This is a genomic window from Pseudomonas kulmbachensis, assembly GCF_963681935.1.
GTDB classification, from domain to species: domain Bacteria; phylum Pseudomonadota; class Gammaproteobacteria; order Pseudomonadales; family Pseudomonadaceae; genus Aquipseudomonas; species Aquipseudomonas kulmbachensis.
Window position 1 is genome coordinate 3697172 of record NZ_OY817088.1, and the last position, 24937, is coordinate 3722108.

The window sequence follows — 24937 nt, forward strand, 5'->3', positions numbered from 1 at the left end:
ACGGGCAAGTGAAAAACGAAGCAGGTTAAAAAAATTTAATAATTGTTCCAAACCCCCGGTCTTACTGGGGGCATACGTAATCGAGACGGATTTACGACAAATTTTCTACATTCAAATGTTCATGATTTAAGTCGCTCATTCGTCTAGTTAACCAAGAGCATTTTTTTTCTTTTCCTGATCAGGCTCTGAAAAGGAGTTTTTTGCATGCACAACCAGCAAATACCAACGGATGGTAGCCACCAGCATCACGACACAGCTTTCCAGCCCGACCCGGGGTTGCTGGAGGCTCTGGCTCCTTTGCAGGGCAACGAACGGATCCGTCACTTACTCAAGTGTTTCGGGCTGCGTACCAGCCTGGTACGGCTCAAGGTCATTGACGCATTGCTGACCGCGGCCGGGAATGATCGACGGCTGGGAGTGCGCGGCATGCACAGTCATTTGCAGGCACTGGATATTCCACTGTCGTTTCTGAGTGTGCGCGAGGTGCTCAAGCGCTTGTGCAGCGAGGGGGTGGTGGTGCTCAACAGCGACAAGAGCTACAGCCTGCATCCACAGGCTGAAGCCGTTCTGATCGGAAGGATTGAAGCTTAAATCTTGGTCTTGCGGCGCATCACACCGTTGATCACGACCACGACCACAGCCACGCCGATGGCGATGTACTGGAACATTTTCTCGCTGATCATGCCGGCGTTCTGCATGTACGAAAGACCAAACATGATCCCCAGAACTACCAGTGAGATCAAAATCGAGTATTTCAAGCGCTGCGAAGGGGTCATAACCTGTTCCTGAAGTAAGTCTGAAAACGCAAACCGGGAATTTAACAAATATGTTCGGTTTACGGAGATGATTTGAAACATTCGAGGTCTCATCTTACAGCCGGGGAAGCTTTTTAGCTGCCACCGGCTCTAACCTTGAGGATCTGTGCATGTTACGTCGTATCTCCAGGCTGGTCCCGTTGTTGCTCATCCTGGCCATGAGCGGGTGCGTGGTTTTCCCAGGTCATGGAAGGCATGGCGATCACCGTTACTATGATGGTGGCCCAGGTTATTACCACCGCTGATGAATCACCCCGAGCCTGCCCCGCAGGCTCGGGTTAACGTCTAAAGCCACTGCCCGGCCGGGCACACAAATCCACCAGCCAATCCACAAACACCCGCACTCGCGGCGACAGTTGCCGATGCGGCGGATACAGGGCGGTCAATGCCATGCGCGGTGGCAGACAATCGCCGAGCACTTCTTGCACTCGTCCTTCACGCACCAGTTGCGCAACATGGTAATGCGGCACTTGCACCAGACCATACCCCGCCACACACGCCGCCAGATAACCCTCTGCACTATTGACCGCGATCTGCTTGGGCAAATCCACCAGACGTACTTCGTCACCGATCTGGAACTCCAGCCCGTAGCGCTTGCCGGATGCGCTGGAGAAGTACTCCACCACCTGATGCCCGCTCAAGTCCTCAAGTGATTGCGGCACGCCGTGGGCCTGCAAATAGCCGGGGCTGGCGCACGTGATCTGATCCATCTGCACCAGCGGCCGCGCCACCAGTGAATCATCCATCGTCAATCCGCCGCGAATCACGCAATCCACACCTTCGCGAATCAGATCCACCGGGCGATCGTTAAGACCGATTTCCAGCTCGATGTGCGCATAGCGCTGCGTGAATTCCGGCAAAGCCGGCAACACCACCAGGCGGCCCACCGCAGCAGGCATCTCGACCCGAAGCGTTCCCTTGGGCTGGCTGCTTTTGAACAGCCCTTCGGCTTCCTCAAGATCTGCCAGCAAACTGATGCAGCGCTGGTAGTACGCGGCGCCGTCCAGGGTAGGACTCACTTGGCGCGTAGTGCGATGCAACAGTTGTACGCCCAAGTGCGCTTCCAGTTGCTTGATCAGTACCGTGACCGAGGCGCGAGGCATTTGCAGGCTGTCGGCAGCTTTGGCGAAACCGCCCAGCTCAACGATACGGGTAAAGACCCGCATCGCGTTGAATCGGTCCATAGCCCCTCCATTGTTTAGAAAATACGAATACTCATAGTGTTTTTACCCGGTTTATCTTGCCGCTGTCGAGGTCAAGAATAGCTCCACCCCACTCAGGAGCACTTCGCATGCACACTCGCCAACTTGGTAAAAACGGCCCTTATGTCAGCGCTATTGGCCTTGGCTGCATGGGCATGACCGATTTCTACACCACCGGCAGCAACACCCGCGAAGCCGTGGCCACCCTGCACCGAGCCTTGGAACTGGGAATCAACCTGCTCGATACCGCCGATATTTACGGCCCGCACACCAATGAAGAACTGATCGGCCAGGCGATACGCGGCAAACGCGACCAGGTGTTTGTGGCCAGCAAGTTCGGCATCGTACGTGATCCGGCCAACCCGGCCTTTCGCGCCGTCAGCGGTCGCCCCGAGTACATCCGCCAGTCCATCGAGGGCAGCCTCAAGCGTTTGGGGGTCGAGACTATCGACCTGTACTACCAGCACCGCATGGACCCGAATGTACCGATTGAAGAGACCGTCGGCGCGATGGCGGATCTGGTCAAGGCGGGCAAGGTTCGCTATCTGGGCCTGAGCGAGGCCTCGGCAACGACCCTTGAACGTGCGCACAAGGTGCATCCGATCAGCGCGCTGCAAAGTGAGTATTCGCTGTGGAGCCGGGATCAGGAAGACAACGGCTGCCTTGAGGCCTGCCGACGCCTGGGGATTGCCTTTGTGCCTTATAGCCCGCTGGGGCGTGGCTTTTTGACCGGCGCTCTGAAAACTGCTGACGACTTTGCCGACGACGACTACCGCCGTTTCAGCCCGCGTTTCCAAGGTGACAACTTCGCCAAAAATCTGCTGTTGGTTGAGCAGGTTGAAAGTCTGGCGGCGGAAAAAGGCGTAACTGCCGGGCAATTGGCCTTGGCGTGGGTACTGGCTCAAGGTGATTACCTGATCCCGATCCCTGGCACCAAACAGCGCAAATATCTGGAACAGAATGTGGCGGCGCTGGAGGTCAAGTTGAACGCCAGCGAACTGGCGGCACTGGAGGCGATTTTCCCGGCCAGCGCCGTGGCAGGGTTGCGCTATACCGAAGAGGTGATGCAGCAACTGAATCACTGATCAACAGCCTGTAGATACTCAGCTCCAGGTCAAGCACCCTGTGGGAGCGAGCCTGCTCGCGAATGATCTTCGCGAGCAGGCTCGCTCCCACGGCTGAAGTATCTCTGTAACCGCTGCCGCAGGATTTCACCCCAGGTTAAAAATCCCGTTTGTAGAAGATATCCAGCGAACTCGCAAAGCCGCTGGCCACTTCGACATACACCCGTTTGCTCAGTTTGTAACGCAGGGCAATGGTACTGGCAGGTTCAAATACGCCAACCCCGTAACGCACGCTCAAGCGCTCGTTGATCTTGCCACTGGCCACCACTGCCGTGCTGTTGCCGCTGCCTTGGGTGTCGAGTTCAAAGTCCTTGATCCCTAGGTGATTGGCCAGGCTGGTGGTGATCCCCGAACTGCCCATCAACCCCAGGCCCAGTGCCGCTTGCGCCAGCATATTTTCATCTTCACCAGTCCCCGTCAGCGGTCGCCCCAGAATCAGGTAGGACAACGCCTGCTCCTGGCTCATGGCCGGTTCCGAGAAGATTTGCGTGGTGGGCTGTTCCGCACTGCCTGTCAGGCGAATCCCGGCGATAACATCGTCGGTCTGGCGAATCGCTTCGATGTCCAGATACGGCTGATCAATGGGCCCGGCAAACAACAAACGCGCCCGGCGAATGGTCAACTTCTGGCCATAGGCCCGGTAGCGGCCATTGTTCAACCGTAACTCGCCACGGGTATCCATGTTGTTGCCGATATGCACCTGCCCGGCCAGGTCAGCGTTCAGGCCGAAGCCCGAGAACGTCAGCAACTCCTGCCCCACCACCACCGTGATGTCCATATCCACCTGCATCGGCGGCGCCTCATCCGTCGTTTGCTGGCCCACGATCACAGTGTCATCCGAGACCTTGACCGTCGAAGGCGGCAACTCGCGAACAACGATTTCACCTTTGGGAACGTTCACCCGACCGGCGATCAACAAGGTGTTATCGGCATTCAGGGAGATCTTCAGGTCGGGGGCGACTTCAAGCTTGGCGTAGGGCTCCACCGTAACCGGCAAATTGTTGCCCTTGACCAGCACGTTGACCGCCATAGCCTGGCCCCAGGCGAGATTGCCGCTGATGCTGCCCTGCCCTTGAGGGCCACTGGTCCAGCCACCATTCAACAGTGCAGTTTCACCGTTGATGGCTACCGAAAGTTGCAGATTCTCGAAACTGGTTGGCAACTGCGGGCCTGAAATTTCGCCGCCAGTCAGAGCCACATTGCCGTTGATATGAGGCGCCAGCAACGCGCCGGAAATCGTGCCCGAGCCGTTCAATTGGCCGGTGAGTTTTTCCACCATTGGCGCAAATGGACGAATCATCGACACATCCAACCCGCTCAGGCGGAACTCACCGGTGATCGGTTTGCTTTTTGGCAGCGGGTTGATTCGCGCCGCCAGCATCAGTTGCCCCAGCTTGCCACCGTCGAAATCGAGCCTGGAGTCGACCCGGTTGGGCGTCAGATTGCTGGTCAGCTTGAACGCCTGATACGGGAAGTCCAGCCACTGGCCCTTGTCCTTGAAGCGCAACGTGCCGCCACTGGCATCCACCACTATCTGGCCTTTGGGCCCGCTGGCTGGCAGGTCGAGCATCAGGTCAGCATTGAGCTGGCCTTGCCATTGGAAATCCTTGGGCAGCCACTGCGCCAGGCTGTCGAGCGGAAACTGCTTGAGGTGCAAGCGCAACTTGGGATCCGGCACCAGGCGTTGCTCTTCGCTGCACAAACTGGCCGGACCAGAGATCCAGCATTGTGCGCCCAGATTGACCCGGCCATCGGCCAGGCGTTCCAGGCGCGCCGGGTTTTGCAACACCCAGTCCTGCCCGCCAGCCTTGACGTCACCGCTGACCAATCGTCCACGCCAATTGTCTTTATCCAGGCCACCCTCCAGCGCCAGGCCCAGTTGCAGCAACGGCCCTTGCAACGCCAGCTTCAACTGCTGGCGCTTGATATCGCCACTGCCGTTGGCAGTGAGTACGCCAAGCTGAGTGTCACCGGCCTGAATCCCGCTGCCTTTGAGGTCAAAGCGACCACGTTGATTACGATCAAGACTGGCATCCAGGCTCAGGCTTTGCAGATGATTATCGGCAAATGCCAGCTGTTGGCCGTTGAGCTGCACCTTGCCTTGCGGCGCGTTGAGCGTCCCGGCCAGGTCGACCCGGCCTTTGAGCTGGCCGCGCAGTTCGGGCCACAGTTGCCCCAGACGCGGCATGTTCAGATCAAGCTGGGCCTTGAGTTGCTGCTGCAAACTGGCGCTGCCATTGATTCGGTTATCACCCAGGCGAATGTCCAGCGCACTGACAGTCCAGGCCTCTCCTGCGCCTGCAGCCTTGGCTTGCAATACCGCTGGCTGGCCGCGCAAACGGCCTTTAAGGTCGAGGTTGGCATCCAGCTCAAGACGCTCATTTTTGAATGAGCCCTTGCTGCGCAATGGCCCTGCCAACGTACCCGGCAACTCGGCCACCCAGTACGCTGGGTTGATTGCACTCAAATCCAGTGCCGTGTCCCACACCAGGCCGTCGGCGAACTGCAGATTGACGTGCCCTTCGGCCTTGCCCTGCCCGGCCACCAGCTTGAGCTGCGGCAGGAATATCTTGCCCAGATCGCCACTGAATGGGCTGCTGAGGCTGAACTTGCCTGCTGGACCGTCGAGGTCAGCCTTGAAGTTACCCAGATAATTGCCATCTCTGTAGGACACTTCACCAACAAAGGTACGCAAGTCCACATCGGGCTTGTCGATCACCGGGTACAGGTTGTGCCAGGGGAATTCCAGCCAGTCGATTTTGGCTTCGGCACTCAAACCTTCCTGCCAGTCCACTTGCCCCGACAGTTTCAAGCGCTGCTGCGGGTTGGCCGTCAAATCCAGTGCTGCGATGTGCGCGCCCTTGGCATCTACCCGACCTTTGAGCAGCAGATTCACTGGCTCTTTTTCAGCTGGCAGAGTGGCGCTGCCATTCAATTCATAACCGTCTTTGAGATTGCCCTTAGCCGTGAGCAGCAACTGATTGAGCTGCAAGGTATCCGGCAGATCCGGACTGGCCTTGAACGGCTCGGCGGTAATTTTCAACTGCGCCGGGAAGTTATCCGCCAACGGCTGAATTTCACCCGTCAGATGCGCGTTAAGGTAACCGCTGCTGTCGGCCGTAAGGTTCAGCGTAGTGCGCACACTACCTTCAACCTTGAGCGCCAGCGCCAAGGGTTTTTCACCCGGTGCTGGCAGGCTGATATTGCCTTGCAAGGTCAATGGCCAGTCGCCATTGGGTTGCAGCAAGCCGGACAGTTCAACGTTCAGGTCTTCGCGCTCGACATGCACCGAGTCGATCTGCAAACCCTTGGCGGTCCACTGCGCCGACATCTGCATGCCTTTGAGTTGTTCGATGCCGTTGAACAGCACATTGCCGACTTTGACCACTCCAACTTCAATCGCCAGCGGCAATTTCAACTCCGGCAGGCTGATCGGACCGCTACTGCTGTCTTCACTCGGGGGAAATTGCAGGCTGATTTGCTCGGCCTGCAATTGATCAATACACAGAGTCATGCGCATCAGGCAGCCCGGCGACCAGGCAAAGATCGGCCTGCTCACCTCGACCCGACTGGTACCTTGCTCCCACAACAGATGATCGGCACCCCATTGGCCACCCAGGCGCCCGGCGAAGTTGTCCACTTGCAAGCCCGGCACTTGCCCCAGCACCCAGCGGCTGCCCGCCTGCGTCCCGAGAATAACGCCCACGCTGACAACCACCAGCAGCACCAACGCCAACAACACCAGACCGGCTATTTTCAAACCACGAATCACAGTTCTGGCCCCATCGAGAAGTGCAAACGAACACCGCCATCGTCATCCAGCGCATGGGCCAGATCGAGGCGTATCGGGCCAACCGGAGAAATCCAGCGAATACCCACACCGACCCCGGTTTTCAGGCTCGGAAAGTCCAGCGTATTGAATGCGTTGCCCTGGTCGACAAAAGTCGCCCAGCGCCATTTGTCAGCGAACTGATATTGATACTCAAGGCTGCCAGCCAGCATGTAACGCCCGCCGATGCGATCACCTTCCGAATTTTTCGGCGACAGGGTCTGGTAGTCATAGCCACGCACGCTCTGGTCGCCACCGGCAAAGAAGCGCAAGGATGGCGGAATCGATTGGTAGCCATTGGTGGCACTGCCGCCAAACTGAATCCGCCCCAAAAAGCGGTGCTTGTCCCACAAGGTGGTCAGCGCCTTGAGCTTCACATCACCATGGAACAGGTTGGTATCGGACAACAATCCTTCCTTGGCCACTTGCATATCCGTGGTCACGCTATAACCGTGGCTGGGATCGATACGGTTATCGCTGCGCAATACCGAATAGCTGACGCCTGGCATCAGCAGGGTACTGAGGCCAGAGTCATCGCCCAGGCGATATTCCTCGTGCTGCCACTTGAGCGACACGACTCGCGTCCAGCCATTGTCCAGTTTGCTGTGCCACTCGGGGCCAACCGTGAGCAACTTGCTCAAGGTATCGGTGTTGGCGATTTCTTCATTTTGATAACCCGCGGCAAGACGCAGCTTGTCGGTCAGCGGCGGGTCCAGCGGGATGTCATACCAGGCGCCGACGTTTTGCTTGGGCTGGGAAATTTCAGATTCGAAACCATAGCTATCGCCCCGCGGGTTGCCCCAGTGACGCATCCAGCTAGCCTTGCCACGGGCACCGGTGTCGGTCGAAAAACCAAGGCCAAGGGTCATGGTGCGCGGCTTGCGGGTTTCCAGATCAACGTCGACCGGAATTACTTGCCCTACAGCGGTACTCGGTGCGGCATCGACACGCACGACTTCAAAATAACCACTGCTTTGCAGGTTTTGATTGAGTTCTGCAACCAGCTCCGAGTCGTAAGGAGTGTCCGGAGTAAAAGGCACCATGCGTTGCAACAGGGTTTGGTCAAAAGGTGCATCGCCGGCAAAACTGACTTTGCCAAGGAGGAAACGCGGTCCGCTTTCGTAGACCAGATCGATGTCTGCAAAACCGCCCTTAGGGTCGACCAGCAGTTCGTGCCGAGTAAATTTGCCGTTGAAAAAACCGTACCGCAGGGCCCGGTTTTGAATCATCCGCTTGGCGTCTTCGTAGTTGCCCTGATTAAGCACCGCACCCGGTTTCAGATCATCACTGGCCGGGATTTGAAACGCCTTGAGCGAGGCGGCCGGGCCTTCGACGCGCACATTGACGTTGCGCAGATGCACCGGTTCGCCGGGATCAATGCGCAACACCAGACGCGGTTTGGCACCGGGCTCAACCTCGGCTTCTATGCTGGGCTGGTAGTAACCCAAGGCCTGGGATGCTTTAAGGGCCTGCTCTTGCGCACCACGCTTGAAGCGCAGCAACGCTTTCTCGTCGCGATCGTCGAGGCTGCCGATATAACCTTCCACGTTGGCCTTGAGGGCATCGTTTGCCGGGTTGACCTTGACCACCAGCTCGCTTTGGGCAAACGCCGCAAAACTGCTGAACAGCAGGACAACACCACTGGTAAATCTTCCTGGATACTTCATAGGCGCGAATGCTATCACGGGCTAGGGTGCGCATAGAGCGCGTCAATGGGCAGAAACTGGATTTTAAGCTTCGTCTACGCGTGAAACCTGTGGATTGGCATGAAAGAACACATGCTCCACAACAGGTCCGACCGCTACCTCACCTATTTCCACATAACCCTGACGCTTGTAGAACTCCAGATAGTGCGGGTTCCCGGTGTCGAGCACCACGCCTTCGGAATGTTCGTCTTCGGCACACCAGTTATGCACGGCTTCCAGCAACTGCTCGCCATAGTGCAACCCCTGAAATTCAGGATGAATCCCCAACAACGGCAACATGTGGACTGCATCGCCCGGGACGCAGGCCTGTACCGCTTGGTGATAATCCAGATAGCGCCGCGTACAGCTCAAACCGGTACTGAGCAGCATACGCAACTGCCATGCCCAACTTTCAGTGATGCCCAGGCGCCTTTGCGGCGGCGCAATCAAGGCAACACCCAACAACCGGTCATTGACCAGCAACCCCAACGCGGGCAAATCCTGCAGGAAATGCTGCTTGACCAGCTCGCGCACCGTGGCCCTGACCCGCTGTTCGTAACCACTGCGGTTCGCGTTAAACAGAAAGCGGAACGTCGGCTCATGGCGATAGGCCTGATACAGCAAAGAGCGCGCTTCTCTTGAATAGCCGCTGTCGAGCATCTGAATCTGACTGCTGGCGTTCGACGTTTGCGTCATGCGATAAATCTCCCGGGCGCGGCCTGCATGGCAGCGCTTCTAATGCGTACGAACCCCCGAGTGCCACAACAGTTCAATCATGGCCAAGTGCATCCTACGTTAGCAGTGCATTTGACCTACTGCACACTGGCCGCTGACGCGTCAGTCCGCTAGCATCGCAGTTTTGCTCAGGACTGCCCGCCCATGAAAATCGTTTCATTCAACATCAATGGCCTGCGCGCTAGGCCGCATCAACTGGCAGCCCTGATCGAAAAACATCAGCCAGACGTGATCGGCCTGCAAGAAACCAAAGTCCATGACGACCAGTTCCCCCTCGCCGACATCGAAGCGCTGGGTTATCACGTGCACTTTCATGGCCAAAAAGGCCATTACGGTGTCGCCCTGCTCTCGCGCCAGGCGCCGCTGGAACTGCATAAAGGTTTCGCCAGCGACGAAGAAGATGCGCAACGGCGTTTTATCTGGGGCACTTTCGCCGACGAAAACGGCCAGCCCGTGACCATCATGAACGGTTACTTCCCACAGGGCGAAAGCCGCGACCACCCTACCAAGTTTCCGGCCAAGCAGCGTTTTTACAGCGACCTGCAGCAGTTGCTCGAAAGCCAGTTCAGCAACGAACAACCGCTGGTGGTGATGGGTGATATCAATATTTCCCCACAGGACTGCGACATCGGCATCGGCCCGGACAACGCCAAGCGCTGGCTGAAAACCGGCAAGTGCAGCTTTTTGCCGGAAGAGCGCGAGTGGCTGGAACGCCTAAAGGGCTGGGGGCTGGTAGACAGCTTCCGTTATCTGCACCCGGACGTGGCCGACCGCTTCAGCTGGTTCGACTACCGCAGCCGCGGTTTTGAAGACGAGCCCAAGCGCGGCCTGCGGATTGACGTGATCCTCGCCTCCGAGGGGCTGGTGCCACGGATCAAGGCGGCGGGAGTCGACTACGACCTGCGCGGCATGGAAAAACCATCAGACCATGCACCGATCTGGCTGGAATTGAGCTGAGTGGCCTGTAGCCGCTGAGGAGCGCAGCGGGGCTGCGTTCGGCGGCGTATCCGTCGTGAAACCTGAGCACTCAATTTGTCTGTTACATTGAGGCGCCTGATTTGCGACGACTCCTTCGCCGAACGCAGCCTCGTTCCTCCGGCAGCGGCTACAGGAAACCGTGTCATCGGCTTGCAACTTTTCTGACTTAAATTGCATGCACTTCTATGGCCCCCAGGAAGGTGCCCGCTGATGCTGCGCTTTATGTCGTTGACCCTGTTCTGCACCATGACCAGCCTGGTCATTGCTGCCGACTTGCACATACAGGGTTCCAACACTATCGGCGCCAACCTCGGCCCGGCGCTGGTGGCGGCCATGCTGGCCGAGCAAGGGCTGCATGACATCCATAGCGTCCCCGTCGTCCCTCCCAACGAACACAGTATTGTCGGCACCAACGCGCAAGGTCAGCAGATCCGCGTGGATGTTGCTGCACACGGCTCGGGGACCGGTTTCGCTGCACTTGCCTCAGGGCAGGCGGATCTGGTGGCCTCATCGCGACCAATCAAGGACCGTGAGCTGGTCGACCTCGAACGCTTGGGTGACCTGAAAAGCCCTGACGCCGAGCAGGTAATTGCCATCGACGGGCTGGCGATTATTCTTCACCCACGCAACCCGCTCAATCAACTCAACACCGAACAGCTGGCACAGATTTTCAGCGGCCAGATCAACCGCTGGGAACAACTGGGCGGTATCGGCGGCGCCATCCATTTATATGCTCGCGATAATCAATCCGGCACCTGGGAAATCTTCAAGGAGCTGGTCTTGAACCGCAGCGAGCACCCCTTGAGCAGCACCGCGAAACGCTTTGAATCCAGCGAGCAGCTGTCGGATGCGGTCAGCCACGATCCGCAAGCCATTGGTTTTATCGGCCTGCCTTATATCCGCGAGGCCAAAGCAGTAGCCATCATCGATGGCGCATCGCAACCGATGCTGCCGCTTACCAGTCTGATCGCCAGCGAGGATTACCCCTTGTCGCGGCGACTGTTCTTTTACCTGCCACCCTCTACGAACAATCCCTGGGCCAAGGCGTTGATTACCTTCACCCAAAGCCCTCAAGGCCAGGCCATCGTCGCGCAAAACGGTTTTGTCGCCCAAAGCGTACAGGCAGGCAGCGTGCTTCCCGGTGCACATATGCCTCTGGACTACCAGACGCTGGCCAGAGAAGCGCAGCGCCTGTCAGTCAACTTTCGTTTTGAAGAAGGCAGTGCCTCGCTGGATAACAAGGCACGCCAGGACTTGTTGCGGGTCGTCGAGTACCTTACCGCCACCGGCAAGCTCAACAAACAGGTAACGCTGGTAGGTTTTGGCGATGCCAAGGATGACCCGGAGCGAGCACAACTGCTGTCGAAATTGCGGGCAATGGCTGTACGCCGCGAGCTGGTTAAAAATGGCGTGGTATTGCGCGAGATTCGCGGCTACGGCGCACAAATGCCGGTAGCGGCCAACACCGAAGATGAAGGCCGCCTCAAGAACCGCCGGGTTGAGGTGTGGGTGTATTGACTGCACAGGATCAAAAGCCCTTCACTCCACATATTTGTCCAGCTCAAACTTGCCCACCGCTGCCCGGTGTACTTCATCCGGGCCATCGGCCAGGCGCAGCGTGCGCTGCATGGCGTACATATAAGCCAGCGGAAAATCCCCCGACACCCCTGCCCCGCCATGAATCTGAATTGCCCGATCAATCACTTTCAACGCAACGTTCGGGGCGATGACCTTGATCTGGGCGATTTCACTTTTCGCCACCTTGTTACCCACGGTGTCCATCATGTACGCGGCTTTAAGCGTCAACAGCCGCGCCATGTCGATCTCCATCCGCGAGTCGGCGATTTTGTCGATATTGGCCCCCAGACGTGCCAGCGGTTTGCCGAACGCGGTGCGCCCCAACGAGCGTTTACACATCAATTCCAATGCCCGCTCGGCCATGCCAACAGAGCGCATGCAGTGGTGGATTCGCCCCGGCCCAAGGCGGCCTTGAGCAATTTCAAAACCGCGCCCTTCGCCCAGCAAGACATTTTCGTAGGGCACTCGCACATTATCGAACAGTACTTCGGCATGCCCGTGGGGCGCATCGTCATAACCGAACACCGGCAATGGCCGTACGATTTTCACCCCCGGCGTGTCGATGGGCACCAGGATCATCGAGTGCTGTTGATGACGCGGGTTTTCGGGATTGCTCAACCCCATGAAAATCAGAATTTTGCAGCGCGGGTCACAGGCGCCGGACGTCCACCATTTACGGCCATTGATCACCCATTCTTCACCCTCACGCACAGCACGGGCAGCCATATTGGTTGCATCCGATGAGGCCACATCCGGCTCGGTCATCGCGAACGCCGAGCGTATTTCGCCCCGCAGCAGTGGTGCCAGCCACTGTTGTTTTTGCGCCTCGCTGGCGTAACGCACCAGCACCTCCATATTGCCGGTGTCGGGCGCCGAGCAATTGAACGGCTCCGAACCCAGCATCGAGCGGCCCATGATTTCCGCCAGAGGCGCGTATTCCAGATTGGTTAACCCGGCACCCAGTTCGGACTCGGGCAAGAACAGGTTCCACAGGCCTTCAGCCTGGGCCTTGAGTTTCAGCTCTTGCATGATCGCTGTCGGCTGCCAGCGATCGCCTTCAGCCACCTGCTGATCGAAGATCGCTTCCGCCGGGTAAACATAGGCGTCCATAAACGCTGTCACACGCTCGCGCAGTACCTGAACTTTCGGGGAATAAGCGAAATCCATGGGTGGCTACCTTCTACCGGGAATGTCGAAAAATACTGATGCCCGATGCTAGATCAGCCCGCCTTTATTTGCGCCACCTATTAACAGCGTGTATTACCATTCATAAACAATATATGATTCACCCGCAGCCCTATAACTAACAACAAGAGTCACGTGCCATGAACCTGAACAAGGTTGATCTCAATCTGTTTATCGTCTTCGACGCCATCTACACCGAAGCCAACCTGACCCGCGCCGGGCAAATCATCGGCATCACGCAACCAGCCGTGTCCAATGCACTGGCGCGATTGCGCGAGAGTTTCAACGACCCGCTGTTCGTCCGTACCGCCCAGGGCATGGTGCCGACGCCAATGGCACAAAACATCATCAGCCCGGTGCGCAGTGCCCTCGCGCTGTTGCGCGTATCCGTTCAGGAAAGCCGCACCTTCAACCCCCTGCAAGCCAACAAGACCTACCGTATCAGCATGACTGACCTGACCGAAGCGGTGATTTTGCCGCCGTTATTTCAGCGCTTGCGGCGTCAGGCGCCATCAGTGGTGGTCGAGAGCTTTCTCTCCCATCGACGTGAGACCACCAGTGATCTGGCGGCAGGACGGCTGGATTTTGCGGTGGATGCGCCACTCAATACCGACCCGCAAGTGCGCCATATCAAGTTGATGGAAGACCGCTATGTCTGCGCCATGCGCCAAGGCCATCCATTAGCCAGCAACGCGACCCTGAGCCTGGATGAGTACCTGGCACTGACCCATATTCATATTTCGACCCGGCGCAATGGCCTGGGTGAAGTAGACCTGGCACTGGGAAAAATGGGCCTGCAACGCAAGATCACCCTGCGCTCCCAGCATTACCTGATGGCCTCCAATGTGCTGCAACAAACCGACATGGTCATGACCGTGCCCGAACGTTTTGCCCGGCGCCATGCCCTGCACTTTGTGCCATTGCCGCTCAATGAGTTGCCCAACGTGGAAACCCACTTGTATTGGCACGAAAGCACCGAGCAAGACCCGGCCAATCGCTGGATGCGTGAGCAACTGATCGAGCTGTGCCAACAGCAAGTGAAATCCGAAGCTGCGAGCTTGCTTGACGTATACGTCAAGCAGCCATTAGTTTAAGAGCACGATTCTTCCAGAGCCCGCCCATGAGCAGCCAGACGTACAGTATTTCCGACCTTGCCCGCGAGCTCGACATCACCACCCGTGCCATTCGTTTTTATGAAGAACAAGGTTTGCTCGCCCCCGAGCGACGCGGCCAGGAGCGGGTGTATTCGCCACGGGACAAGGTCAGCCTGAAATTGATCCTGCGCGGCAAGCGCATCGGTTTCTCACTGGCCGAATGCCGCGAGCTGATCGAGCTTTACGACCCCACCAGCGGCAATCAAAAGCAGCTCAACAGCATGCTGGGCAAAATCGCCGAACGCCGCGAGCAGCTGGAGCAGCAGTTACTGGATATCCAGCAAATGCAGCTGGAACTGGATACCGCCGAGGAACGCTGTATCCAGGCGCTGGAACAGACCATTAGCAGCCAGGCGACCAATTAGACGCTGATACCCGCTCCCACAGGGTATCCCCACACAGATACGGTGAATCCCCATGACACTTCCAACCTATGTGCACTTGATCGAAGTTGGCCCCCGCGACGGTCTGCAAAATGAGGCTCAACCCATCAGCGTCGCCGACAAGGTGCAATTGGTTGATGCCCTGACCGACGCCGGGCTGGGCTATATCGAGGTCGGCAGTTTTGTATCGCCCAAGTGGGTGCCGCAAATGGCCGGTTCAGCTGAGGTCTTTGCGCAAATCCAGCGCAAGCCGGGGGTGGTCTACGGTGCACTGGCACCAAACATGCGCGGGTTTGAAGATGCCGTGGCGGCAGGCGTAAAAGAGGTCGCGGTATTTGCCGCGGCATCCGAAGCTTTCTCGCAACGCAATATCAACTGCTCGATCAGCGAAAGCCTGGCGCGCTTTGTGCCCATCATCGAAGCCGCCCAACAGCACGGCATCAGCGTACGCGGCTATGTGTCCTGTGTGCTCGGCTGCCCCTATGAAGGTCAGGTCAGCGCGCAGCAGGTCGCGCAGGTAGCAAAAGAGCTGTACGCCATGGGCTGTTACGAAGTGTCGCTGGGCGACACCATTGGCACCGGAACACCTACGGCCACGCGAGCGATGTTTGAGGCAGTAACCGCTTACGTACCTCGGGAAAAACTCGCCGGGCATTTCCACGATACCTACGGCCAGGCACTGGTGAATATCTACGCCAGCCTGCAGGAAGGCATCGCGGTGTTCGACAGCTCGATTGCCGGCCTCGGCGGCTGCCCTTATGCCAAGGGCGCCAGCGGTAACGTGGCCACAGAAGATGTGCTGTACATGCTCAACGGCATGGGCATCGAAACCGGGATCGACATGGACAAGCTGTTACTGGCCGGTGAACACATCTGCAACGTGCTGGGCCGTGTTACCGGGTCACGGGTAGCAAAGGCCCGCCAGGGCTAAAAAAGTGTTCCATGGTGTTACCTCGTGTTCCCACAAACGAGTAACACGGAAACAAACCGGCCATACCTATGGCCGGTTTTTTATTGCCAAAAATCATAAACCATTGATTTATAAAGATTTTCAAAAGTTGGCACGGCTCCTGCTATCTCTATGGCATAACAAGAATAAAAACCGCAGCAACATAATAAAAACAATACGAAACGACTCTGACATAACAAAAACAACACGGCAGAGACGCAGCTAACAGATTTTTTTGGAGAAGGTTTACTTTTCCGAGGCGCCTAAAAGCCACCTCGCAACCGGGCAGAGAATAATAAAACTACCTTCAGGTAGCACCCGCACAGGTTGGATCACAGGTTTGATAGCCAGTGATAAAAGTGGATCAGCGCTCAAAAAAATACGTTTGCTCTTGACCCCGGATGGGGGTCGCAAAAAAACGCAGCAAAGGGTGAGTTCCAAAAACAACAATAAACCGCCCTTCAATAATAAAAAAAGAGCATGCAACGACATATTAAAGGGGAGCCCAGGCTCCCCTTTGTGTTGTCCGGGATTTGATATTTTGCCAAATCACATGCGACTCATGTGGGAGCGAGCCTGCTCGCGATGGCCTTCACCTCGGTTTACCTGATAAACCGCAGCGACTGCATCGCGAGCAAGCCCGCTCCCACAAAAAAACAAATAGTGCCTTAGCGTTTTGCACACTCCTGAATGCTGATCTCGCGCATTTTGAACTTCTGGATCTTGCCAGTCACCGTCATGGGAAAGGTCTCCACAAACTTGAAGTAACGCGGCGTTTTAAAGTGCGCAATGCGTGACTTGCACCAGGTTTGCAACTCCAGCTCATTAGCCGTGTGGCCTGGGTGGAATTTGATCCAGGCAACAATCTCTTCGCCATATTTGGCATCCGGGATGCCCACGATCTGCACGTCAGCCACGGCCGGATGGGTAAAAAAGAACTCTTCCAGCTCACGCGGGTAAATATTTTCACCACCGCGAATAATCATGTCCTTGTTACGCCCCACGATGCGCACATAGCCCTGCTCATCCATCTGCGCCAAATCCCCGGTATGCATCCAGCCTTCGCTGTCGATGGCCTCGCGAGTCGCCTGCGGGTTGCTCCAGTAACCCAGCATCACGCTGTAGCCCCGCGTACAGAGCTCACCAATCTCACCGCGTGCAACGGTGTTGCCTTGCGCATCGATCAGCTTGCTCTCCAGCTGTGGCTGGGTACGCCCCACAGTGGTAACACGTAATTCCAACTCATCCGCAGGACCCGTCTGTATCGAGACCGGGCTGGTTTCGGTCATGCCATAGGCAATTTGTACCTCACCCATATGCATTTCGCTGATGACCCGACGCATGATCTCGATCGGGCACGTGGCCCCGGCCATGATTCCGGTACGCAGGCTCGACAGATCAAAGCCGGCACGCTGCGGATGATCAAGCATGGCGATAAACATGGTTGGCACGCCGTACAACCCGGTAGCCCGCTCCTCGGCCACCGCTTGCAGCGTCAGGCCCGGATCAAAGGCTTCACTGGGGTAGATCATCGTCGTGCCGTGGGTCACGCAACCCAGATTGCCCATCACCATGCCAAAGCAGTGATACAGCGGCACCGGGATTACCAGCCGGTCATTGGCCGTCAGCCCCAGACTTTCACCGACCATGTAGCCATTGTTGAGAATATTGTGATGGCTAAGGGTCGCGCCCTTGGGAAAGCCCGTAGTGCCCGAGGTGTACTGAATGTTTACCGGCTGATCGAAGTGCAGGCTGGCCTGGCGGGCATGCAGTTGCTCAACCGTAACCCCGTCAGCCACCGGGGCTAGTTGTGACCAGGGCAGGAAGCCAGCAGGCGGTTCAGGAGCAAGGCTGATAACCCCGCGCAGCTCGGCAAAGCGTGGGCAATCAAGCGCCCCGATCGATTGTTCGGCCAGTTCGGGAATGAGTTCCTGGAGCATGACGTGGTAGTTGGAGGTCTTGAACGCACCCGCGCAAACCAGCCACTGACACCCCGATTGCTTAAGCACGTATTCCAGCTCAGAGAGCCGGTATGCGGGGTTGATGTTGACCAGAATCACGCCAATCCTAGCGCTGGCAAACTGGCTGATAAACCACTCGGCACCGTTAGGAGCCCACACCCCTAGTCGGTCCCCCACTTGCAAACCCAAGGCCAGCAACGCTCTGGCATGCACATCGACCGCTCGCGCCAACTGGGCCCAGGTGTAGCGTTGCTGTTGATGCCGTACCACCAGCGCTTCGCCCTCGGGATAGCGCGCAACGGTCTGATCGAAAGCCTGTCCTATGGTCATCGCCAGCAGTGGCTTGTCCTGCGCACCCTGGCTGTAACTGGGGTTGGATTGCAGCTTCATGACAACTCCTCTTGTGATTGTTTTGGGAGCATGAGTAAAGCGCGTACCGGCGCCCTCTCAATTGAAGAACAGCAATTACTCTGGCTGAAGTTGACGTTAACGTAAAGGTCGTTGACAGTTTTACAGGCCAAGTTTACGTTAACGTCAAGGTTATCAATGGCGACGCAGTAACCGCCTCCACAAGAACAACGATCAAGGTGCCCCATGAGCTACCCGACTTTGAACTTCGCCCTGGGCGAAACCATCGACATGCTGCGCGATCAGGTTCAGGCCTTCGTCGCTGCCGAACTGGCGCCACGTGCGGCGCAAATCGACAAGGACAATCTGTTCCCCGCCGACATGTGGCGCAAGTTCGGTGACATGGGGTTGCTCGGCATCACCGTTCCGGAAGAATACGGCGGCACCGGTCTGAGCTATTTGGCGCACGTGGTGGCGATGGAAGAAATCAGCCGCGGCTCAGCCTCGGTCGCCCTCTCCTACGGCGCTCACTCCAACCTCTGCGTCAATCAGATCAACCGCAACGGCAGCCACGAACAAAAACTCAAATACTTGCCCAAGCTGATCAGCGGCGAACACGTTGGCGCATTGGCCATGAGCGAACCCAACGCCGGTTCCGATGTGGTGTCGATGAAACTGCGTGCTGACAAGCGCGGCGACCATTACGTCCTCAACGGCAGCAAGACCTGGATCACCAACGGCCCTGATGCCAGCACCTATGTGATCTACGCCAAGACCGATCTGGAAAAGGGCGCACACGGCATCAGCGCATTTATCGTTGAGCGCGACTGGAAAGGCTTCAGCCGCAGCAGCCATTTCGACAAGCTCGGCATGCGCGGGTCCAATACCAGCGAACTGTTTTTCGACGATGTTGAAGTGCCAGAAGAGAACCTGCTGGGCACCCTCAACGCCGGGGTCAAGGTGTTGATGAGTGGCCTGGACTACGAGCGCGTGGTGCTGTCGGGCGGCCCTACCGGAATCATGCAGGCCTGCATGGATTTGATCGTGCCGTACATCCACGACCGCAAACAGTTCGGCCAGAGCATCGGCGAGTTTCAACTGATCCAGGGCAAGGTGGCTGACATGTACACCCAGCTCAACGCCAGCCGCGCCTATCTGTATGCCGTCGCAGCCGCGTGCGAGCGTGGTGAAACCACGCGCAAGGACGCCGCCGGGGTGATTTTGTACAGCGCCGAACGCGCCACCCAGATGGCCCTCGACGCGATCCAGATTCTGGGTGGCAACGGTTATATCAATGAATTCCCGGCCGGACGCCTGCTGCGTGACGCCAAGCTGTATGAGATCGGTGCTGGCACCAGCGAAATCCGACGCATGCTGATTGGTCGCGAACTCTTCAACGAAACTCGCTAAGGAGCGTAGGCATGTCCATCTTGCATACGACGATCAACCCGCGCTCGACCGAGTTCGGTGTCAACCGCGACGCCATGCTCAAGCAGGTGGCAGCCTTGCACACCCTGCTCGAGCAGGTACAACAGGGCGGCGGGGCCAAGGCCCAGGAGCGTCACACTTCACGCGGCAAGCTACTGCCACGCGAGCGCATTGATCGCCTGCTGGACAGCGGCTCACCCTTCCTGGAGTTGAGTCAGCTGGCGGCTTACGGCGTGTACGGCGAAGAGGTTCCGGCTGCCGGGATAATCGCCGGTATTGGTCGGGTCGAAGGCGTGGAATGCATGATTGTGGCCAACGATGCCACGGTCAAAGGTGGTTCGTACTACCCGCTGACGGTGAAAAAACACCTCCGGGCACAGACTATTGCCGAGCAAAACCGCTTGCCGTGCATCTATCTGGTGGACTCCGGCGGCGCCAACCTGCCACGTCAGGATGAAGTGTTCCCGGACCGCGAGCACTTTGGGCGAATCTTCTTCAATCAAGCCAACATGAGCGCGGCGGGCATCCCGCAAATTGCCGTGGTCATGGGTTCGTGTACTGCTGGTGGGGCCTATGTGCCTGCCATGGCCGACGAAGCCATCATGGTGCGCCAGCAAGCGACAATCTTTCTTGCTGGTCCGCCACTGGTAAAGGCCGCCACCGGCGAGGTGGTCAGTGCCGAAGACCTGGGCGGTGCCGATGTGCACTGCAAGATTTCGGGAGTGGCCGACCATTACGCCGACAGTGACGAGCATGCGCTGGCACTGGCTCGGCGCAGCGTGGCTAACCTCAACTGGCGCAAGTTGGGCCAGTTGCAGCAGCGCACACCGCTGGCACCGCTGTATGGCCGTGACGAGTTGTATGGCATCGTCCCGGCAGATGCCAAACAGCCCTTTGATGTGCGCGAAGTCATTGCGCGGCTGGTGGACGGTTCGGTGTTCGATGAATTCAAAGCCCTGTTCGGCACCACGCTGGTGTGCGGCTTTGCGCATTTGCACGGTTACCCGGTAGCGATCCTGGCCAACAACGGAATTCTGTTCGCCGAAGCGGCACAAAAAGGCGCGCACTTTATCGAGCTGGCGTGCCAGCGCGGTATTCCCTTGGTGTTTCTGCAAAACATCACCGGTTTTATGGTCGGCCAAAAGTACGAAGCCGGTGGCATTGCCAAGCACGGCGCCAAATTGGTCACCGCTGTGGCGTGCGCCAAAGTGCCGAAATTCACCGTAATCATCGGTGGCAGTTTTGGCGCTGGTAACTACGGCATGTGCGGCCGGGCCTACGATCCACGCTTTTTGTGGATGTGGCCCAACGCCCGAATTGGCGTGATGGGCGCCGAACAGGCGGCAGGCGTGCTGGTGCAGGTCAAGCGCGAGCAGGCAGAACGCAATGGTGTCGCGTTTTCAGCCCGTGAAGAAGCCGAGATCAAACAACCGATCCTCGACCAGTACGAACACCAGGGCCACCCCTACTATTCCAGTGCTCGCTTGTGGGATGACGGCGTGATCGACCCGGCGCAAACCCGCGACGTATTGGCGCTGGGTTTGTCGGCGGCGTTGAACGCACCTATCGAAGCCACCCGTTTCGGTGTGTTCCGGATGTAACTCCCACAGCCTTTCAGGACTGAAGAACATGATCGATTTCAACACCCTCGAACTGCACACCGATCCCCGGGGCTTTGCCACCCTGTGGTTGAGCCGCGAGCAGAAGAACAATGCCTTTAACGCCGAGATGATCCGCGAGTTGATCCTTGCTCTGGAGGCCGTGCAAGCAGATCCAGCCATGCGTTTTCTGGTACTGCGCGGGCGCGGCAAGCATTTCAGTGCCGGTGCCGATCTGGCCTGGATGCAACAATCGGCCGAACTCGACTACCACACCAATCTCGACGACGCCCGCCATCTGGCCGAACTGATGTACAACCTGGCCAAGCTGAAAATTCCGACCCTGGCCGTCGTGCAAGGCGCAGCCTACGGTGGCGCACTGGGCCTGATCAGTGCCTGCGACATGGCCATCGGCGCGCAGGATGCGCAGTTTTGCTTGTCCGAAGTCCGTATCGGCCTGGCTCCCGCTGTAATCAGTCCCTTTGTGGTGCAGGCCATCGGTGAGCGCGCAGCCCGGCGCTACGCCCTGACCGCTGAACGCTTCAGCGGCGAGCGTGCCCGTGAACTGGGCTTGCTGTCCGAGTGCTACCCCCTCGCAGAGCTTGAACAGCACATCGCCCATTGGGTCGACAACTTGCTGCTCAACAGCCCACAAGCCATGCGCTCCTGCAAGGATCTGCTGCGCGAAGTCAGTCATGGCGCGCCAACTCTGGCCATCCGTCGCTACTGTGAAAACGCCATTGCACGGATTCGAGTCAGCCCTGAAGGCCAGGAAGGCTTGCGCGCCTTTCTGCAGAAGCGTGCGCCCAGCTGGCAAGCCGATTCATCGACTCAGGAGCCGCGCTCATGACCGCCCCTCTTCTTACTTCCGTGCTGGTGGCTAACCGCGGCGAGATCGCCTGCCGGGTGATGCGCACGGCCAAAGCGCTGGGCCTCACCACCGTCGCCGTACATAGCGCAACCGACCGCGATGCACGGCATTGTCGCGAAGCCGATATCTGTGTGGACCTGGGCGGTAGCAAAGCCGCCGACAGCTACCTGAAGATCGACAAAATCATCGCTGCCGCCAAGGCCAGCGGTGCGCAGGCCATTCACCCCGGTTACGGTTTTTTGTCGGAAAACGCAGGCTTCGCGCGCGCCATTGAGGCCGCCGGGCTGATTTTCCTTGGCCCCCCCGCCAGCGCGATTGATGCGATGGGCAGCAAATCCGCGGCCAAGGCCTTGATGGAAGTCGCAGGCGTACCGTTGGTGCCTGGCTACCACGGCGAAGCTCAAGACCTGGAAACCTTCCGCCTCGCCGCAGAGCGCATCGGCTACCCGGTGCTGCTCAAAGCCACGGCGGGCGGTGGCGGCAAAGGCATGAAAGTGGTCGAAGAGGTCGGCCAACTGGCTGAGGCGCTGGCTTCGGCTCAGCGCGAGGCACTGTCCTCCTTTGGCGACGCACGGATGCTGGTCGAGAAGTACGTGCTCAAGCCGCGTCATGTGGAGATCCAGATATTTGCCGACCAGCACGGCAACTGCCTGTACCTCAATGAGCGCGATTGCTCGATTCAGCGCCGCCACCAGAAAGTCGTGGAAGAAGCACCAGCACCGGGCCTGAGTGTCGAACAGCGCCAAGCCATGGGCGAATCCGCCGTGCGCGCGGCACAGGCGATCGGCTACGTTGGCGCGGGCACCGTGGAGTTTTTGCTGGATGCGCGAGGCGAATTCTTCTTTATGGAGATGAACACGCGCCTGCAGGTTGAACACCCGGTCACCGAAGCCATTACTGGGCTGGACCTGGTGGCCTGGCAAATCCGCGTGGCATGCGGTGAGGCCTTGCCCATCACCCAGGCACAAGTACCCTTGCGCGGCCACGCCATCGAAGTGCGTTTGTACGCTGAAGACCCAAGCCATGATTTTCTCCCGCAAACCGGGCGTCTTGAGGTGTACCGCGAATCAGCTGCCGGCCCGGGCAGGCGCGTGGACAGTGGGGTCAGTGAAGGCGACGAGGTTTCACCGTTTTACGATCCGATGCTGGGCAAGCTGATTGCCTGGGGAGAGGACCGCGAACAGGCCCGCCTGCGCCTACTGGCGATGCTCGATGAGTTCGCCATCGGCGGTCTGAAAACCAACCTGAGCTTTTTGCGACGCATCATCGGCCACCCCGCCTTCGCCGCAGCCGAACTCGATACCGGGTTTATCCCGCGCTACGAAGAACAATTACTGCCTGCTGCCGAGCCTCTGCCTGCTGCCTTCTGGTCGGCAGCCGCCGAAGCCTTCAATCAGAGCCAGGCCCCTCTGGTACGGGACGATGACCCGGCCTCACCCTGGTCCGCAAACAACGGCTTTCGCAGCGGTTTACCTGCACACACGTTGCTGGCATTGGCTTGTAATGGCGAACAACAGGTCATCCACCTCAATGGCAATACAGCCATCTTGCGTGATGAACAGTTAGTCATTGAACAGGACGGAGTACGGCACCAGCACTTGGCCATTCGCCGCGCTGAGGCGCTGTACCTACGCTGGGAAGGTGAGTTGCACTGCGTGCGCCTGCACGATCCGATCAGCGCCGTGAGTGCCAGTCACACGGCCCAGGGCGGCCTGACTGCACCCATGAATGGCAGCATCGTGCGGGTACTGGTTGAGGTCGGTCAAACCGTCGAGGCTGGCACGCAACTGGTGGTACTCGAAGCCATGAAGATGGAACACAGCCTGCGCGCCCCCCACGGGGGTGTGGTGAAAGCCCTGTTCTTCCAGGAAGGCGAGATGGTCAGTGAAGGCTCGGCGCTGGTTGAGCTGGAATGAGAAAAGGCGGATACCGTGATCGGTATCCGCCTTTTTTACAGCATCTGAAACGCGTCTAGAACTTGGCTGTGGCCTGGACCACAACTCCGATAATCCGGCAGCGGTCATCGAACAATGTTTTGGGATACGTTGGGTTCAGCGGCTTCAGATAGCGTTGACCACTTTCTTCGATCAACTGCCGGAACGTCGTCGCCTCGGATTCAGGTGTAAGGGCAATCACCATTCTGCCTGGCGTGGCTTCGATATCCGGATCAACCAGAATCATCATCCCTTGCGCGATGCTGACACCCATCGGAGCAGTCATGGCATCACCGGTCACCTGCAGCCAGAACGCTGCCCCTTTGGCGTAATGATCGCTGACTTCAAAGATCGTACCGGGCGGCGCATAACCAGGCTGCACCTTCTCGCTGACCTGACCCGCCGTCACCCAGTCTCTCACCGGATAGCGGAAAGCTGACGTGATCTCATAGGCGTATTCGTCAGGACCAGGTGTATCACCTGCATCATGGCGCTCACGAATCACCAGGGCGACTTCAAGGTGCTCAAGCCCAAGGGCATGCAGCACGTTGTTCATCGTCGGCAGGTCGGGTTGACGGCGTTTATTGAGCCAATGACCGACTCCGCCCTGGGATGCCCCGACGCGTTCGGCTAGTTTTTCTTGCGTGAGTTTCAGCTCGCGCAATTTGGTTCTGACTAAAGCGATCCATTTATCCATCTGCCGAACAATACGGATTGAATTCAGCGCAACAATACACACATTGTATTATTTATGATCGATTAACAAATACTATTTGTACTAGTCTTGTCCTGCTGATTCGATTAACTCCTGAAACGCAGGTAAATCATGACTCCAATAACAAAAATTGCGCTGAAAACAGAGCCTGATAATGAGCTCGAATCCTTAAGGGACAGCGCCGCAACCCAACGTGCGCTCGACTATTATTTGAAACCATCTGTTTCTCAGCAGGGTCTCGAAAAAAAAATGTTCCTGGTCAGCGAAGACGTGAGCCAAGAGGAAGCTCTGGTGCATGCATCGGACTATCTGCGATGTGCAATTGCCAGTGCTCAAGGCGCTGCCGAGCATCAGCAGGGTTCTCAACGTGATCTTCTGATGAGCATCCTGTTCTTTATGGAATCGTCCAAGCAATTGGTGGACAGGGCCATTGACGTGCAACAGCTGTCTGCCCGCTGAAGTGGA

At 57.8% G+C, this 24937-nt stretch carries 20 protein-coding genes; 12 read left to right on the plus strand and 8 right to left on the minus strand.

Annotation, left to right across the window (positions count from 1 at the left end; all coding sequences use genetic code 11):
- Nucleotides 1-204 precede the first annotated feature (204 nt).
- Nucleotides 205-591: a fe2+ zn2+ uptake regulation protein gene (locus U5A05_RS17135; RefSeq protein ID WP_261739108.1), complete on the plus strand. Its 387-nt coding sequence runs from the start codon at nucleotides 205-207 to the stop codon at nucleotides 589-591.
- Here the strand turns inward: U5A05_RS17135 and U5A05_RS17140 are convergent.
- Together U5A05_RS17140 and U5A05_RS17145 are read right to left on the minus strand one after the other, a co-directional pair.
- On the minus strand, nucleotides 588-776 hold the full coding sequence (locus tag U5A05_RS17140) for a hypothetical protein (RefSeq protein ID WP_261739109.1): 189 nt from the start codon (nucleotides 774-776) through the stop codon (nucleotides 588-590). The genes U5A05_RS17135 and U5A05_RS17140 overlap by 4 nt on opposite strands.
- 317 nt (nucleotides 777-1093) lie before the next feature.
- A complete protein-coding gene (locus tag U5A05_RS17145) occupies nucleotides 1094-1999 on the minus strand; it encodes a LysR family transcriptional regulator (RefSeq protein WP_261739110.1) in 906 nt (301 codons plus the stop codon).
- A 107-nt stretch (nucleotides 2000-2106) separates the two neighbouring features.
- Here U5A05_RS17145 and U5A05_RS17150 point away from each other — a divergent pair, with 107 nt between their 5' ends.
- A complete protein-coding gene (locus tag U5A05_RS17150; protein ID WP_321834063.1) occupies nucleotides 2107-3102 on the plus strand; it encodes an aldo/keto reductase in 996 nt (331 codons plus the stop codon).
- Between the two features lie 136 nt (nucleotides 3103-3238).
- Here U5A05_RS17150 and U5A05_RS17155 read toward each other — a convergent pair whose 3' ends face one another.
- The 3 genes from U5A05_RS17155 to U5A05_RS17165 form a co-directional block, all read right to left on the minus strand.
- Nucleotides 3239-6913 (minus strand): translocation/assembly module TamB domain-containing protein, encoded by a 3675-nt coding sequence (locus U5A05_RS17155; protein WP_321834065.1) that lies wholly within the window; start codon nucleotides 6911-6913, stop codon nucleotides 3239-3241.
- Nucleotides 6910-8637, minus strand: coding sequence for an autotransporter assembly complex protein TamA (locus U5A05_RS17160; RefSeq protein ID WP_261739113.1), 1728 nt, complete (start codon nucleotides 8635-8637; stop codon nucleotides 6910-6912). Before U5A05_RS17160 ends, U5A05_RS17155 begins: the two co-directional genes overlap by 4 nt.
- Nucleotides 8638-8700: 63 nt before the next feature.
- A complete protein-coding gene (locus tag U5A05_RS17165; protein ID WP_261739114.1) occupies nucleotides 8701-9351 on the minus strand; it encodes a GNAT family N-acetyltransferase in 651 nt (216 codons plus the stop codon).
- A gap of 183 nt (nucleotides 9352-9534) precedes the next feature.
- Between U5A05_RS17165 and xthA the strand changes: the two genes are divergently transcribed.
- Nucleotides 9535-10347: an exodeoxyribonuclease III gene (gene xthA, locus U5A05_RS17170; RefSeq protein WP_261739115.1), complete on the plus strand. Its 813-nt coding sequence runs from the start codon at nucleotides 9535-9537 to the stop codon at nucleotides 10345-10347.
- A 243-nt stretch (nucleotides 10348-10590) separates the two neighbouring features.
- Complete coding sequence (locus U5A05_RS17175; protein ID WP_261742468.1) at nucleotides 10591-11886, plus strand: substrate-binding domain-containing protein; 1296 nt, start codon at nucleotides 10591-10593, stop codon at nucleotides 11884-11886.
- 21 nt (nucleotides 11887-11907) lie between these two features.
- On the opposite strand, the gene U5A05_RS17180 is transcribed toward U5A05_RS17175, so the two are convergent.
- The gene (locus tag U5A05_RS17180; protein WP_261739116.1) at nucleotides 11908-13113 is read right to left on the minus strand and encodes an acyl-CoA dehydrogenase; all 1206 of its coding nucleotides are present in this window, start codon (nucleotides 13111-13113) and stop codon (nucleotides 11908-11910) included.
- 158 nt (nucleotides 13114-13271) lie between these two features.
- Between U5A05_RS17180 and U5A05_RS17185 the strand changes: the two genes are divergently transcribed.
- The 3 genes from U5A05_RS17185 to U5A05_RS17195 are packed head-to-tail and all read left to right on the plus strand — an operon-like array spanning nucleotide 13272 to nucleotide 15599.
- The gene (locus U5A05_RS17185) at nucleotides 13272-14225 is read left to right on the plus strand and encodes a LysR family transcriptional regulator (RefSeq protein WP_261739117.1); all 954 of its coding nucleotides are present in this window, start codon (nucleotides 13272-13274) and stop codon (nucleotides 14223-14225) included.
- 26 nt (nucleotides 14226-14251) lie between these two features.
- A complete protein-coding gene (locus U5A05_RS17190; RefSeq protein ID WP_261739118.1) occupies nucleotides 14252-14650 on the plus strand; it encodes a MerR family transcriptional regulator in 399 nt (132 codons plus the stop codon).
- A 52-nt stretch (nucleotides 14651-14702) separates the two neighbouring features.
- On the plus strand, nucleotides 14703-15599 hold the full coding sequence (locus U5A05_RS17195) for a hydroxymethylglutaryl-CoA lyase (RefSeq protein ID WP_321834068.1): 897 nt from the start codon (nucleotides 14703-14705) through the stop codon (nucleotides 15597-15599).
- A gap of 686 nt (nucleotides 15600-16285) precedes the next feature.
- On the opposite strand, the gene U5A05_RS17200 is transcribed toward U5A05_RS17195, so the two are convergent.
- Nucleotides 16286-17968, minus strand: coding sequence for an AMP-binding protein (locus U5A05_RS17200; protein ID WP_321834069.1), 1683 nt, complete (start codon nucleotides 17966-17968; stop codon nucleotides 16286-16288).
- A gap of 204 nt (nucleotides 17969-18172) precedes the next feature.
- Here U5A05_RS17200 and U5A05_RS17205 point away from each other — a divergent pair, with 204 nt between their 5' ends.
- From U5A05_RS17205 to U5A05_RS17220, 4 genes are read left to right on the plus strand one after another with little or no spacing between them, the layout of a single operon-like run.
- Nucleotides 18173-19336, plus strand: coding sequence for an isovaleryl-CoA dehydrogenase (locus U5A05_RS17205; RefSeq protein WP_261739121.1), 1164 nt, complete (start codon nucleotides 18173-18175; stop codon nucleotides 19334-19336).
- A gap of 11 nt (nucleotides 19337-19347) precedes the next feature.
- On the plus strand, nucleotides 19348-20955 hold the full coding sequence (locus U5A05_RS17210) for a carboxyl transferase domain-containing protein (protein ID WP_321834071.1): 1608 nt from the start codon (nucleotides 19348-19350) through the stop codon (nucleotides 20953-20955).
- 28 nt (nucleotides 20956-20983) lie between these two features.
- Nucleotides 20984-21802: a gamma-carboxygeranoyl-CoA hydratase gene (locus tag U5A05_RS17215; protein WP_321834072.1), complete on the plus strand. Its 819-nt coding sequence runs from the start codon at nucleotides 20984-20986 to the stop codon at nucleotides 21800-21802.
- On the plus strand, nucleotides 21799-23739 hold the full coding sequence (locus tag U5A05_RS17220; protein ID WP_321834073.1) for an acetyl/propionyl/methylcrotonyl-CoA carboxylase subunit alpha: 1941 nt from the start codon (nucleotides 21799-21801) through the stop codon (nucleotides 23737-23739). The genes U5A05_RS17215 and U5A05_RS17220 overlap by 4 nt, the downstream gene beginning before the upstream one ends.
- A gap of 55 nt (nucleotides 23740-23794) precedes the next feature.
- Here the strand turns inward: U5A05_RS17220 and U5A05_RS17225 are convergent, their stop codons facing one another.
- A complete protein-coding gene (locus U5A05_RS17225; RefSeq protein WP_261739125.1) occupies nucleotides 23795-24454 on the minus strand; it encodes a LexA family protein in 660 nt (219 codons plus the stop codon).
- A gap of 129 nt (nucleotides 24455-24583) precedes the next feature.
- On the opposite strand from U5A05_RS17225, the gene U5A05_RS17230 reads away from it, so the two are divergent.
- A complete protein-coding gene (locus U5A05_RS17230; RefSeq protein WP_261739126.1) occupies nucleotides 24584-24931 on the plus strand; it encodes a DUF6124 family protein in 348 nt (115 codons plus the stop codon).
- Nucleotides 24932-24937 lie beyond the last annotated feature (6 nt).

Excerpts from the sequence above, each read along its gene's own strand:
- U5A05_RS17135 (WP_261739108.1), top strand. The coding sequence starts at position 205 with ATGCACAACCAGCAAATACCAACGGATGGTAGCCACCAGCATCACGAC.
- U5A05_RS17140 (WP_261739109.1), bottom strand. The coding sequence starts at position 776 with ATGACCCCTTCGCAGCGCTTGAAATACTCGATTTTGATCTCACTGGTA.
- U5A05_RS17145 (WP_261739110.1), bottom strand. The coding sequence starts at position 1,999 with ATGGACCGATTCAACGCGATGCGGGTCTTTACCCGTATCGTTGAGCTG.
- U5A05_RS17150 (WP_321834063.1), top strand. The coding sequence starts at position 2,107 with ATGCACACTCGCCAACTTGGTAAAAACGGCCCTTATGTCAGCGCTATT.
- U5A05_RS17160 (WP_261739113.1), bottom strand. The coding sequence starts at position 8,637 with ATGAAGTATCCAGGAAGATTTACCAGTGGTGTTGTCCTGCTGTTCAGC.
- U5A05_RS17165 (WP_261739114.1), bottom strand. The coding sequence starts at position 9,351 with ATGACGCAAACGTCGAACGCCAGCAGTCAGATTCAGATGCTCGACAGC.
- xthA (WP_261739115.1), top strand. The coding sequence starts at position 9,535 with ATGAAAATCGTTTCATTCAACATCAATGGCCTGCGCGCTAGGCCGCAT.
- U5A05_RS17175 (WP_261742468.1), top strand. The coding sequence starts at position 10,591 with ATGTCGTTGACCCTGTTCTGCACCATGACCAGCCTGGTCATTGCTGCC.
- U5A05_RS17180 (WP_261739116.1), bottom strand. The coding sequence starts at position 13,113 with ATGGATTTCGCTTATTCCCCGAAAGTTCAGGTACTGCGCGAGCGTGTG.
- U5A05_RS17185 (WP_261739117.1), top strand. The coding sequence starts at position 13,272 with ATGAACCTGAACAAGGTTGATCTCAATCTGTTTATCGTCTTCGACGCC.
- U5A05_RS17190 (WP_261739118.1), top strand. The coding sequence starts at position 14,252 with ATGAGCAGCCAGACGTACAGTATTTCCGACCTTGCCCGCGAGCTCGAC.
- U5A05_RS17195 (WP_321834068.1), top strand. The coding sequence starts at position 14,703 with ATGACACTTCCAACCTATGTGCACTTGATCGAAGTTGGCCCCCGCGAC.
- U5A05_RS17200 (WP_321834069.1), bottom strand. The coding sequence starts at position 17,968 with ATGAAGCTGCAATCCAACCCCAGTTACAGCCAGGGTGCGCAGGACAAG.
- U5A05_RS17205 (WP_261739121.1), top strand. The coding sequence starts at position 18,173 with ATGAGCTACCCGACTTTGAACTTCGCCCTGGGCGAAACCATCGACATG.
- U5A05_RS17210 (WP_321834071.1), top strand. The coding sequence starts at position 19,348 with ATGTCCATCTTGCATACGACGATCAACCCGCGCTCGACCGAGTTCGGT.
- U5A05_RS17215 (WP_321834072.1), top strand. The coding sequence starts at position 20,984 with ATGATCGATTTCAACACCCTCGAACTGCACACCGATCCCCGGGGCTTT.
- U5A05_RS17220 (WP_321834073.1), top strand. The coding sequence starts at position 21,799 with ATGACCGCCCCTCTTCTTACTTCCGTGCTGGTGGCTAACCGCGGCGAG.
- U5A05_RS17225 (WP_261739125.1), bottom strand. The coding sequence starts at position 24,454 with ATGGATAAATGGATCGCTTTAGTCAGAACCAAATTGCGCGAGCTGAAA.
- U5A05_RS17230 (WP_261739126.1), top strand. The coding sequence starts at position 24,584 with ATGACTCCAATAACAAAAATTGCGCTGAAAACAGAGCCTGATAATGAG.